Source organism: Methylomonas sp. Uni0011 (genome assembly GCF_056850255.1).
Genome location: NZ_JBVVNO010000005.1, coordinates 151,423 through 162,453 on the forward strand (window position 1 = coordinate 151,423; position 11,031 = coordinate 162,453).

An 11,031-nucleotide genomic window follows, 5' to 3' on the forward strand; every position below is an offset into this window, starting at 1 on the left:
CGCCTAGTGCTGCAATTGAGCAATGACGGTTTCGGCCACCTCTCTGGCGCGCCGGTCGGCGTCCAGAATATGATCCAAGGTATCGGCGGCTTCGGGTTCGAAATGCGCCATGCTGCGCTCGATAATTTTGGCGATATCGGTAAAACGAACGCGTTCGTTCAAGAAGGCGTCTACCGCGATTTCATTGGCGGCATTCAATACCGTGGGCATGATGCCGCCGGCCTTGATTGCCAAGTACGCCAACTTCAAACAAGGAAAACGTTGCAAATCAGGCTGCTCGAAATCCATGTGCTTGACCTGAAAGATGTTCAAGGGCTCCACTCCCGAATCGAAACGTTCCGGCCAGGCCATCGCATGGGCGATCGGCGTACGCATGTCCGGATTGCCCATTTGCGCCAACACTGACCCGTCGACGTAATCCACCATGGAATGAATGATGCTTTGCGGATGAATCACCACCTGAATGGCATCGGGGTCCATATCGAACAGCAGGCAGGCTTCTATCAGTTCCAAGCCTTTGTTCATCATCGTCGCCGAATCGACCGAAATTTTCCGGCCCATGTCCCATTTGGGGTGAGCTACCGCCTGCTCGGGGGTAACGTGCTCCAAATCGGCCAGCGGCGTCTGCCGGAACGGTCCACCGGAAGCCGTCAGTAAAATTCTACGGGCTTGTTTGGCGCGATGTCCGGCGGTGTATCCGGCCGGCATACACTGGAAGATGGCGTTATGCTCGCTATCGATCGGCAACAGGGTCGCACCGGAATCGGCCACCGCCTGCATGAAGATTTGGCCGGACATCACCAGCGCTTCTTTGTTGGCAAGTAGCACCGTCTTCCCGGCTTTCGCGGCGGCGAGGGTCGGCAACAAGCCGGCGGCGCCAACGATCGCTGCCATCACCGCATCGACGCTATCCAGTGTCGCGACCTGAGCCAAGGCATCGGCGCCGGCCAGGACCTTGAGGCCCGCTATCGGCGTGCCAACCAGTTTGTCCTTGAAAGCCTGGAAATTATCCGGGTTGGCAACCACGGCATATTCCGGCCGATGCGTAAGGCATTGTTCGAATAAGGCATCGATATTGCCGTTAGCGGTTAACGCAACCACTTTGTACTGATCCGGATGACGCGCGACCACATCCAGGGTGCTGACGCCGATGGAGCCGGTCGCCCCGAGTATGCAAATGCCTTTCATGAGTAAAAAATCCTGCCGATCAACAGTATGCCGGCGTAAAAGAATGGGGCTGCGGCGATCACGCTATCGACTCTATCCAAAATGCCGCCGTGTCCCGGCAACAAGTTCCCGCTGTCTTTCACGCCCTTTTTGCGCTTGACCAGACTGAAAAACAAATCGCCGTAAATCGAGATCAACACTGTCATCACTGACAAGATCAGCATATCGGTCCAAACCAAGCCACCTAAAAACCTCAGACCGCTGTCTTGGGCTTCGGCCGGTTCGGCGGCGGTCAGCCAACCGTAGACGGCGAAGCCCAGACCGCATAATGCCGCCGAGGCCAGAGCGCCGTACATACCCTGCACCGTTTTGCCGGGGCTGACTTCGGGGGCCAGTTTGTCTTTGCCCCAGGTTTTGCCGGCAAAGTAAGCGGAAATATCGGCGGCCCAAATCAAGATCAAAAAGTAAAGCACCATGCCGGTTCCGTAATAGGCGCGCAGTTTGCTCAAAAACATCCAAGCGCCAAGCAGCACCATCCAGCCGACAAACGCTTTGAATCTGGGTTTGAACTCCAGAGCCAACAGCTGCGGACTGGTCTTTCTGATTAAGACCATCGTCAGGATCCAGAACGATACCGGCAATATCACAAACCACTCCAGGGCATCGGAATAATCCTTGATTTCCGGCCACTCCATCGCTTCGCTGGCCACTTCCAGCAGTACGGTCCAATAGGTCACACCCAACATAGGTACGATTAGAGCGATCAGAAACAAAATCTTGCTGCTGAGTTTGGTGACGTCAGTCAACAGCATCCATTCGTAAGCCGCTGCCAATGTGATCAAAGCGATGAACAACGAAAAATAAGTGGCGGGCAACAAGAACACCGCCGCCGTGGCGACCGCTGCCAGAACCAGTGCGGTTAAAATACGTTTTACTAACATGTCGATTTTCTAGTTATTATGGTTATGGAAATCTTCCCTAGACAACTCTGCCGGCAATGACTTGCTCGCCGGTGTGGCCGAAACGGCGCTGCCTGCGCTTGAAGCTGTCGATGGCCTTCTGCAAGGCGTTTTGGTCGAAATCGGGCCAGAGGGCGTCGGTAAAATAGAATTCAGTGTAGGCCAACTGCCAGAGCAGGAAATTACTGACTCGTTCCTCGCCGCCGGTGCGAATGAACAGATCCGGTTCCGGCAAACCAGCCGTTTGCAAATACCGTTCTACCAAATCCTCATTGACCGCCTGTTCGTCGATTGTACCTGCTTTAATACCGGCTACGATTTGCCGCATGGCATTGGTTACGTCCCAGCGTCCGCCGTAATTGGCGGCAATCAGTAAGGTCAAACCGGTATTCTGGCCGGTTTGCGCCTCGGCCGAACGGATTTTATCTTGCAATTTGTCGTTGAACGCGGATTTGTCGCCAATGATTTTCAGGCGGATATTGTTCCGGTCCAATTTGTCGACCTCGGCTTGCAAAGTCGACATAAACAGTTCCATCAACAAGCTCACCTCGTCCTTGGGTCGACGCCAGTTCTCGCTGCTGAACGCAAACAACGACAACACTTCGATATTTTCCTTGGCACAGTGTTCGACGATTTTACGCACTGTCTTGACCCCGGCATGGTGCCCCATAATCCTCGGCATCAGGCGTTTTTGCGCCCAACGGCCGTTGCCATCCATAATGATGGCAATATGGCGCGGGTTGCCGTTATCAATCACCGGTTTGTCGTCAATAACAGTCATGTTTATCTCGATTACATGGACAGCAAATCAGCTTCTTTTTCTTCCAGATGCTTCTCCACTTCCTTGATGTATTGATCGGTCAATTTTTGGATCTTGTCTTCGGCCTGGCGCGCGTCATCCTCGGAAATCAATTTCTCTTTCAGGGCGTCTTTGATCGCGGCATTGGCATCGCGGCGAATGTTGCGGATCGCTACCCGGCCTTGCTCGGCTTCGTTTTTGACGATTTTCACCAGATCGCGGCGGCGCTCCTCGGTCAAAGCCGGCAAAGGCAGGCGAATCACGGTACCCTGCGTGGCCGGGTTCAGACCCAAACCGGAAGACATGATCGCTTTTTCAATCGCTTGTATCATGCTTTTTTCCCATGGCACGACCTTCAATGTCCTGGCGTCTTCAACCGTAACGTTGGCCACTTGGGACAATGGAGATTCGCTACCGTAGTAGGACACCGAGATTTGATCCAGCAAACTGGGATGGGCACGCCCGGTTCTAATTTTGGTGAATGCTTTTTGCAACGCTTCGATGCTTTTTACCATCCGCGCCGCAGCATCCTGTTGAATATCGCTAATCATTTTGTTATTTCCTCACGATCAGAGAACCGATTTCTTCACCGCGCATCAGACGCATCACGGCACCCGGTTCAAATACATTCATAACCCGCATCGGCAAGTTGTTATCCCGGCACAGCACTAGCGCAGTAGTATCCATGACGTTAAGACGCTGATCGATGGCTTCGTCGTAGGTCAAACGCGGATAAAATACCGCATCAGGCACTTTCACAGGATCGGCTGAATAGATGCCCTTGACCTTGGTGGCCTTGATCATCAGTTCAGCGTCGATTTCGATGGCGCGCAGACTGGCGGCGGTATCCGTGGTGAAAAACGGATTGCCGGTGCCTGCGGCGAAAATGGCAACCCGGCCTTTTTCCAGATGGCGGACTGCCCGGCGGCGAATATAATCTTCGCAAACCTGATTGATTTTCAGCGCGGTCATAACCCGCACCGGCTGGCCCAGATATTCCAACGCATCCTGCATGGCCAAGGCGTTAATCACGGTGGCGAGCATCCCCATCTGATCGCCGGTGACCCGGTTCAAACATTCCGACGCTTTTTCGCCGCCGCGCAAAATATTGCCGCCGCCAATCACCAACCCTACTTGGATACCGGCGTCGCAAAGCTCTTTCACCTCTTGAGCCAAGCGTTGAACGATATCCGGGTCGATACTGCCGCCCCGCTCGCTCATCAGTGCTTCGCCGCTCAACTTCAGTAAAATTCTCCGACAAATCAATTGACTCATATTCAAATATCCAACGTAAAGGGTAAAAGCAACGGATTATCCAGAAAAATAAACCCGGATGACCGGGTTTATTGATTGGTTTGGTTAACCTCTGACTTGCGCCATCACTTCGGCCGCGAAGTCCTCTTCTTTCTTTTCAATGCCCTCGCCGACTTCGAAACGGGCGAAACGTACCGCCGCATTGCCTTTCTCTTTCAATAGCTGGCCGACGGTTTTGCTGTCGTCCTTGATGAAAGCCTGGCCTTGCAGCGTGATTTCCGCCAAAAATTTGTTAACGCGGCCGGAAACCATTTTTTCCACGATGTCGGCCGGTTTACCTTTGATTTTCTCTTCTTGTTGCGCCAAGAAAATTTCTTTCTCTTTTTCGATGGTTTCCGCAGCAACTTCATCTGCCGAAATGCAAGCAGGTTTGCTGGCGGCAATGTGCATTGCGACGTCTTTACCCAGATCCGCATCGGCTTTAGCCAACTCGACGATTACACCGATTTTGCTGCCGTGCAGGTATGCCGCTTGACCGCCATCGGTGGTGGTGTATTTGACGAAACGGCGTACGGTGATGTTTTCACCGATTTTAGCGATCAAAGCCCGGCGAGTTTCGTCTACGCTGACGCCGGTGCTCAATACCATCGTTTGCAACTCTTCGTCGCTATTGACGTTGCTATTCAACAGGCTGTTGACGACGTCGTTGGCGAAACCGATAAAGTCGTCGCCTTTGGCTACGAAATCGGTTTCGCAGTTCACGTCAACCATTACCACGGTTTTGCCGTCGTCGGATACTTTAACTCCGATTACACCTTCAGCTGCGATACGACCGGATTTTTTGTCTGCCTTGGCCAGACCCGATTTACGCATGTTCTCGATCGCCAGCTCCATGTCGCCATTGGCTTCGACCAAGGCTTTCTTGCACTCCATCATGCCCGAACCGGTACGTTCGCGCAGTTCCTTGACCATCGCCGCACTAATACTCATCTCTTTTTCCTCAAATTTATCAACTAAAAAAACGCCTCACAAAGGAGGCGTTTAAAAGACATTCTGTTCTGAACGCTAAGTCCAGGCGCCCGGCAGCAGCGCCGGGCACTTTAAAAATACTTAAGCCTCCGAGGCCACTTCTTCGACAAACTCGTCGGCTTTAGACGACGCGTCCATCCGCAAGGCTTTGGCTTCCAAAATAGCTGCCGAAGCGCTTTGGCAGTAAAGAGTAACCGCACGGATAGAGTCGTCATTACCCGGAATCACGTAATCGATTTTTTCCGGAGAGTTGTTGGAGTCAACCACGCCGACCACCGGAATGCCCAATTTTTTGGCTTCCATGATCGCATTCTTTTCGTAACCGACATCCAACACGAAAATCACATCTGGGGTACCGCGCATGTCTTTGATACCGCCCAAGCTACGCTCAAGCTTTTCCAGCTCGCGCTCCATACCCAGTGCTTCTTTTTTGCTGAAACGCTGGTACAAGGTACCGTCGGCTTTCATCGCTTCCAGTTCTTTCAGGCGATTGATAGACTTCTTGATGGTTTTGAAGTTAGTCAGCATACCGCCCAACCAACGATGGTTGACGTAGGGCATGCCACAACGTTTCGCTTCGTCGGCCACCGCTTTACGCGCGGCTTTTTTAGTACCGACGAACAGGATGGTTCCTTTATTCGCGGTCATTTGGCCCAGATAGTTCATCGCATCATTGAACAACGGCAAAGTTTGCTCTAAGTCGATGATATGAATTTTGTTGCGGGCTCCAAACAGATATGAAGCCATTTTCGGGTTCCAGTAGCGGGTTTGGTGTCCGAAGTGAACACCCGCTTCCAGCATTTGACGCATTGACACTGCTGCCATTTACTTCTCCTAAAATTGCCGAATAATTCGGCTTTGGGTTACGCCTCCACTCGCCCCGACCAGTGACCGAAAACCAACGGTTTCCAGCACCCCACCGACCGTGTCGACAAGTGTGAGTATTGATTACATAGTGAACTTACCTTTATACCATGATTACAATTTCACAACAACTTCAAGTCTGATAGACTCCCCAAATCGTTCGCAGGGCGTCAGTCCGATTTTGGCGCAAACCCGGCTCGATTGAACCCGCTATCCAAACCATTCTCCGACCCGATGACCATAATTATCAAAACCGCCGACGAAATCGAGAAAATGCGCGTTGCCTGCAAACTGGCGGCAGATGTGCTGGACATGATCGCTCCGCATGTCGTCGCCGGCGTCGCCACGGAAGAGCTCGACCGGATCTGCCACGAATATATCGTCGACGTCCAAAAAGCGATTCCGGCACCGCTGAATTACAGGGGCTTTCCGAAATCGATATGCACTTCGATTAATCACCAGATCTGCCACGGCATTCCCAGCGATAAAAAACTAAAAAACGGTGATATCGTCAATATCGATATCACCGTGATCAAAGACGGCTACCATGGCGATACCAGCAAAATGTTCTGCATCGGCGAGGTGAGTCCGCATGCCAAACGCTTGGTGGACATCACCCGGGAAAGTTTGTTTTTAGGCATCGAACAAGTCAAACCCGGCGCGTATTTCGGCGATATCGGCCATGCCATTCAAAAACACGCCGAAGCCAACCGCTATTCGGTCGTGCGCGAATTCTGCGGCCACGGCATCGGCAAAAAATTTCACGAAGACCCGCACGTCATGCATTTCGGCAAGCGCGGCGAAGGCGCGATGATGGAGCCGGGCATGATATTCACGATAGAACCCATGCTCAATCTCGGCAAGCGCCACATGAAAATCCTGCCCGACGGCTGGACTGCCGTTACCAAGGACCGCAGTTTATCGGCCCAATGGGAACACACGATTCTAGTGACCGACCAAGGTTACGAGATACTTACCTTAAGACAGGAAGAACTGTGAGCCCATTTCCGTTCACGGAAAACGACTTTTTAGGTTGTTTCAAGCATGAAAACCCGATTACGGCGTTTAAAAACGCTATTAGCGCGGAAAACTCCCATTTAAAACTGCGATTCAACCCGGACCAGGCGACGGCCGGCCTGCTTACGGAGAAAGCTCGGTTCATCGACAATATCCTTACCGCCTGCTGGTTGCATTTTCTCGGCCCGGCAGCGGATATACACGCACTCATTGCAACCGGCGGCTATGGCCGTAGCGAACTGTTCCCTCATTCGGACATCGACATTCTCGTTTTACTGGCCGACGCCGACGCCGCCGATTATCAGCATTCGCTATCGGGCTTTTGCAATTTTCTGTGGGATATCGGCCTGAAACCGGGTTTAAGCACGCGCGATGTCGACGACTGCGTCATAGCAGCCCAGGATGATCAAACCGTGTTTACCAGCCTACTGGAAATGCGCCTGATCGACGGCAACACCGAGCTTTTCGAAAAACTAAAAGGCAAAGTCAGCTCGGATGCCTTATGGCCTTCCGACCGATTTTTCCCAGCCAAGATGCTGGAGCAACAAAAACGGTACGCCAAATACCACGATACGGCTTACAACCTGGAACCGAATATCAAAGAAGGTCCAGGCGGGCTGCGCGATTTACAGGTTATCAGCTGGGTATTCAAACGCCACTACAATGCCTCGTCGCTAAGGGAATTGATCAAATACGGCTTCCTGCCCAAGTCCGAATACGACAACCTGATCAGGGCGCGCGACATTTTATGGCGACTGCGGTTTGCCTTGCACAATTTGACCAACCGCTGCGAAGACCGCTTGGTATTTGACTATCAGCGGGAACTTGCCAGCCAATTCGGCTACGTCGACCGCAACGACCAGCCGGACGTAGAACAATTCATGCAGTTCTACTTCAAAACCGTGGTCGACATTGAACGGCTGAACGAAATGCTGCTGCAATTGCTTAACGAGCGCCTGATCAGCAACAAGGAAAGCCTGGCCCCGATTCCAATAACGGCCAACTTCTCGTCGATAGACGGCTACCTGGAAGTCAGCAATAAAGACGTTTTTCAAAAACAGCCACTGGCTTTACTGGAAATATTCCTGATCCTGCAGCAATCGCCGTCACTTAAAGGCATTCGCGCCAGCACGATTCGGCTGATCCGCAAAAATTTGCCATTGATCGACGAAGATTTTCGCAGCAACAAACAGGCTAACCGCCTGTTCATGGACATCCTACGCCAGCCGCGCGGCATCACCAGCCAACTAAAACGCATGAACCGCTACGGCGTGCTGGCAGCTTATCTGCCGGACTTCGCGAATATCGTGGCCCGGATGCAATACGATTTATTCCATATTTACACTGTTGATGAGCACACGCTGTTCGTGATCCGCAATCTGCGCCGCTTCTCACTGGCCAAGCACAACAATGAACTACCCTTTTGCAACAATATTTTTTTGCTGATCGCCAAACCCGACATCCTATATTTGGCAGCATTGTTCCATGACATCGCCAAAGGTCGCGGCGGCGACCATTCCACGCTGGGCGAAACTCTGGCGCGTAATTTTTGCCTGCAACACGAACTATCCAACCACGACACCAAAGTCATTACCTGGCTGGTGCGCCACCACCTGCTGATGTCGATGACCGCCCAACGCAAAGACATCAGCGATCCGGAGGTGATCCATACCTTTGCCCTGCAAGTCGGCAGCATCGAATATTTGAATTACTTATACCTGTTGACCGTGGCCGACATCCGCGCCACCAACCCGAGTTTGTGGAACACCTGGAAAGATGCACTGCTGAAGGAACTTTACATCTCGACCCACCAAGCACTGCACCGGGGCTTGCACAACCCGGTAGCCCGTTCCGAACGGGTGCAGGAAAACAAGAAGGAAGCACGCGAAGAACTGCTGAAACTAGGTATATCGAAAACCACGATTAAACATTCCTGGCAACACCTCAGCGACGATTATTTTTTACGCTACTCTGCCGACGAGGTCGCCTGGCATACCATCGCGATTGCCGCCTGCCAGGAAAGCGAACTACCCCTGGTGCTGCTGAGACCGCAAACACAACGCGGCAGCGCCGAAATATTCGTCTATACCCGCAACGAAGACTTATTGTTTTCGATCTGCACGGCAACCCTTGACCAACTAGGCCTGACCATCCTGGACGCCCGGATCATCACCACGGCCGACCAGTATGTTTTGAACAGCTTTCAGGTACTGGAACAATCCGGCGAAGCAATCAACGATCTGTACCGGGAGGTCCATATCTGCAATGCACTGCGCCAAGGACTGATTGCCAAAAAAGTGAAAACCTCTAAAAACATCCACAAACAATCCCGACAGGCCCGTCATTTCCCAATTGAAACCAGCATTACCTTTTTGGACGATCCTTCGCACAAACACACAATCGTGGAACTGGTGACAACCGACCGCGCCGGCCTACTATCGACAATCGGCCGCGCCTTTACCGAACTCGACATCCAGCTGCACGACGCTAAGATCACGACCATAGGCAGTCGCGCTGAGGATATGTTCTACATTACCGACCAGCAATCGCGTCCGATCGACGACGAGAACAAAAAACAACAATTGCGCACTACGATGCTCAGGTATCTGGAACTGAAAAACTGAGCACGACTAACCGGCGGACAGCCGCTGGCCGCGCGCCAATTTTGGCAAACGTCCTTCCAAGCCCATAGCCGCCTTCATGACTTTATTGCGCGCCGGCGTGATGCGCTGAGCCAAACCCAGGCCGAGATTGCGCAACAACTTGACCGGCAGAATGTCGTTGCTGAACGAGCGGTAAAACACATCCATCACGGTCATCATTTTCAAGTTTTCGTTACGCCGCATCGCCTCGTAACGCCGTAGCACCGAGACATCGGCAAAGTTTTTGCCTCGGCCGTGCGCATCCACCACCACCTCAGCTAAAGCCGCAGCATCCAGCAACCCGATATTGACACCCTGCCCCGCCAGCGGATTGATCATATGCGCCGCGTCTCCAACCAAGGCGACGCCTTGTTTGACGTAGGCTTGCGCATGCTGACGCCGCAACGGAAAACTTGCCACACCCAGCACCTGTTTCACTTCGCCAAGACAATCCGGAAACGCTGCGACCAACTCCGCCTGCAACCGCTCAAATGGCAGGGCTTGTAAGCGTCTGACCTCATCCGGCGATTGGTACCAAACGATGGAGCCGTAATTCCCGGTCAACGGCAGAAACGCTTGCGGCCCGGACGACACGAAGCGCTGCCAGGTAATATCCTGTTGCGGATAGGCCGTTTCGATGTAAATCACCAGCGCGTGCTGGTTATAATCCCAACTGGTAACGCCCAAGCCAACTGCCTGCCTTACTCTGGAGTGACCACCATCGGCCGCGACCAACAACTTAGCTTGCAGCTCCCGACCATTCTCCAAAACCACACGAGATTGAGCGCCGTCATAATGAATGGCTTTGATCGCTTGCGGCATTAATAGCTCCACATTATCAAAATCACGCAATCTATCGAGTAATGCTAATTGCGTAACCCGATTTTCGACGATATAACCTAATTCGGGATAGCTGATATCGGTACTATCGAACAGAGTATCGCCGGAATTTTCCCAGACGCGCATCCGGCGAAACGGACAAAAGCGCCGCGACGTCACTCCGTCCCAAGCGCCGACGGTTTCCAGGATATTTTTCGAGGCGATACTAAGGGCGGAAACCCTTAGATCATGCGGCTGATCGGCAGAGAAGGGCTGCGGGGTTTGCGCTTCTAACACGGCGACCTTCAAGCGGCTACCGCCCAAACTGCATGCTAACGCGGCACCGACCATACCGCCGCCCACAATAACCACATCGATTTGTTCTTTCATAATTGATCACAAAGTTTTAAAACAGAAGCCTGGAGCCACACTCAGCAAAGTTAAATGCGCGAAATGACAGGGACAGGCCTACATGGTATGA

General features: G+C 52.6%; 10 protein-coding genes. 2 read left to right on the forward strand and 8 right to left on the reverse strand.

What is annotated here, in order from left to right; all coding sequences use genetic code 11:
• Window positions 1-3: 3 nt before the first annotated feature.
• The 7 genes from ispC to rpsB form a co-directional block, all read right to left on the reverse strand.
• Window positions 4-1,188: a 1-deoxy-D-xylulose-5-phosphate reductoisomerase gene (gene ispC / locus AC0IM9_RS09235; protein ID WP_482803813.1), complete on the reverse strand. Its 1,185-nt coding sequence runs from the start codon at window positions 1,186-1,188 to the stop codon at window positions 4-6.
• Window positions 1,185-2,108, reverse strand: a complete 924-nt coding sequence (locus tag AC0IM9_RS09240) for a phosphatidate cytidylyltransferase (RefSeq protein ID WP_482803814.1) — start codon at window positions 2,106-2,108, stop codon at window positions 1,185-1,187. The genes ispC and AC0IM9_RS09240 overlap by 4 nt, the downstream gene beginning before the upstream one ends.
• Before the next feature lie 37 nt (window positions 2,109-2,145).
• Window positions 2,146-2,907, reverse strand: coding sequence for an undecaprenyl pyrophosphate synthase (uppS, locus tag AC0IM9_RS09245; protein WP_482803815.1), 762 nt, complete (start codon window positions 2,905-2,907; stop codon window positions 2,146-2,148).
• 11 nt (window positions 2,908-2,918) lie between these two features.
• Entirely contained in the window at window positions 2,919-3,476 is a 558-nt protein-coding gene (gene frr, locus AC0IM9_RS09250; RefSeq protein WP_140914006.1) for a ribosome recycling factor, read from the reverse strand.
• A gap of 4 nt (window positions 3,477-3,480) precedes the next feature.
• On the reverse strand, window positions 3,481-4,200 hold the full coding sequence (gene pyrH / locus AC0IM9_RS09255; protein WP_482803816.1) for a UMP kinase: 720 nt from the start codon (window positions 4,198-4,200) through the stop codon (window positions 3,481-3,483).
• An 84-nt stretch (window positions 4,201-4,284) separates the two neighbouring features.
• Complete coding sequence (gene tsf, locus AC0IM9_RS09260; RefSeq protein WP_482803817.1) at window positions 4,285-5,169, reverse strand: translation elongation factor Ts; 885 nt, start codon at window positions 5,167-5,169, stop codon at window positions 4,285-4,287.
• Between the two features lie 120 nt (window positions 5,170-5,289).
• On the reverse strand, window positions 5,290-6,033 hold the full coding sequence (rpsB, locus tag AC0IM9_RS09265) for a 30S ribosomal protein S2 (protein WP_445370785.1): 744 nt from the start codon (window positions 6,031-6,033) through the stop codon (window positions 5,290-5,292).
• A gap of 240 nt (window positions 6,034-6,273) precedes the next feature.
• On the opposite strand from rpsB, the gene map reads away from it, so the two are divergent.
• Together map and glnD are read left to right on the forward strand one after the other, a co-directional pair.
• Window positions 6,274-7,071, forward strand: a complete 798-nt coding sequence (gene map / locus AC0IM9_RS09270; RefSeq protein WP_260839403.1) for a type I methionyl aminopeptidase — start codon at window positions 6,274-6,276, stop codon at window positions 7,069-7,071.
• Window positions 7,068-9,713: a [protein-PII] uridylyltransferase gene (gene glnD / locus AC0IM9_RS09275; RefSeq protein ID WP_482803818.1), complete on the forward strand. Its 2,646-nt coding sequence runs from the start codon at window positions 7,068-7,070 to the stop codon at window positions 9,711-9,713. The genes map and glnD overlap by 4 nt, the downstream gene beginning before the upstream one ends.
• 6 nt (window positions 9,714-9,719) lie before the next feature.
• On the opposite strand, the gene AC0IM9_RS09280 is transcribed toward glnD, so the two are convergent.
• Window positions 9,720-10,940 carry an FAD-dependent monooxygenase gene (locus AC0IM9_RS09280; RefSeq protein ID WP_278211677.1) on the reverse strand — a complete coding sequence of 407 codons (1,221 nt, stop codon included), beginning with the start codon at window positions 10,938-10,940 and terminating at the stop codon, window positions 9,720-9,722.
• Window positions 10,941-11,031 lie beyond the last annotated feature (91 nt).

Coding starts and splice junctions, on each gene's coding strand:
- pyrH (WP_482803816.1), bottom strand. CDS start 4,200: ATGAGTCAATTGATTTGTCGGAGAATTTTACTGAAGTTGAGCGGCGAA.
- rpsB (WP_445370785.1), bottom strand. CDS start 6,033: ATGGCAGCAGTGTCAATGCGTCAAATGCTGGAAGCGGGTGTTCACTTC.
- AC0IM9_RS09240 (WP_482803814.1), bottom strand. CDS start 2,108: ATGTTAGTAAAACGTATTTTAACCGCACTGGTTCTGGCAGCGGTCGCC.
- frr (WP_140914006.1), bottom strand. CDS start 3,476: ATGATTAGCGATATTCAACAGGATGCTGCGGCGCGGATGGTAAAAAGC.
- AC0IM9_RS09280 (WP_278211677.1), bottom strand. CDS start 10,940: ATGAAAGAACAAATCGATGTGGTTATTGTGGGCGGCGGTATGGTCGGT.
- uppS (WP_482803815.1), bottom strand. CDS start 2,907: ATGACTGTTATTGACGACAAACCGGTGATTGATAACGGCAACCCGCGC.
- ispC (WP_482803813.1), bottom strand. CDS start 1,188: ATGAAAGGCATTTGCATACTCGGGGCGACCGGCTCCATCGGCGTCAGC.
- tsf (WP_482803817.1), bottom strand. CDS start 5,169: ATGAGTATTAGTGCGGCGATGGTCAAGGAACTGCGCGAACGTACCGGT.